At 42.5% G+C, this 794-nt stretch carries 2 protein-coding genes; both read right to left on the bottom strand.

The features are described from left to right. Window positions 1–34: 34 nt before the first annotated feature. The gene (locus FDX22_RS24045; protein WP_048213890.1) at window positions 35–376 is read right to left on the bottom strand and encodes a HigA family addiction module antitoxin; all 342 of its coding nucleotides are present in this window, start codon (window positions 374–376) and stop codon (window positions 35–37) included. Window positions 377–442: 66 nt separating this feature from the next. Further along, window positions 443–745, bottom strand: a complete 303-nt coding sequence (locus FDX22_RS24040; protein WP_046671374.1) for a type II toxin-antitoxin system RelE/ParE family toxin — start codon at window positions 743–745, stop codon at window positions 443–445. Window positions 746–794 lie beyond the last annotated feature (49 nt).

Below are 794 nucleotides of genomic sequence, written 5' to 3'. Positions count from 1 at the left end.
ATGAAAACATCTTATCCGGCCGACAAGACGACAGTCAGGCGACTTTTTTAGACTCGCTATTTCGCTGAGCGATAAAATCTTTAACCGAAACAATGCGGTTCAGTTCTTCTTGCGCCCGCATGTCATTTTCAACTTCCCACAGGTCAACCGCCGCCTGTAAGTTACGCCAGAAATCAACGGAGGTATCGAACGCTTTGGCCAAACGAAACGCCATATCCGTTGTTAATTTGCGATTATTGTTGACCAGTGCGCTCACCGTATTGCGATGAACATGCAGTATTTCAGCCAGATCGTTAATTTTCAGTTCGAGCGGCTCCAGGTATTCATATTGCAGGATATCACCCACAGTCGTTGGTTTTCTGGTTGCCTGTTTCATATCGTTACCTTAGATTTTCTCTAGTTCTAGTAGATNTCATATCGTTACCTTAGATTTTCTCTAGTTCTAGTAGATGTGTGGATCTAAGTACACATCTTCGGCCTTACCGTTAACCCATTTAAATATTAATCGGTACTGCTTGTTTACTCTGATTGAAGAATATTCCTGTAATTTTCCGGTTAACTCTTCATATCTGTTACCGGGTGGCGAGCGCAAATCCCGATGCGAAACAGCCGCATTAATGATATCCAGCTTTCTGGCTAATGCAGTATGAATATCCGCTGGTATTTTTCTGTGCGATGTCGCCCGCTCAAAAAAATCTTCAAGCCATGTATCCCGAAAGCTCCTGATATTTAATGATTTAGACATTCCATTGCCGGCTCCTTTTCCATAAGCATAGAGAGATTATAATGCATAC

The organism is Citrobacter sp. TBCS-14, from assembly GCF_005280805.1.
Taxonomy (GTDB): domain Bacteria; phylum Pseudomonadota; class Gammaproteobacteria; order Enterobacterales; family Enterobacteriaceae; genus Citrobacter; species Citrobacter gillenii.
This window is presented reverse-complemented; position numbering and strand designations above follow the sequence as displayed.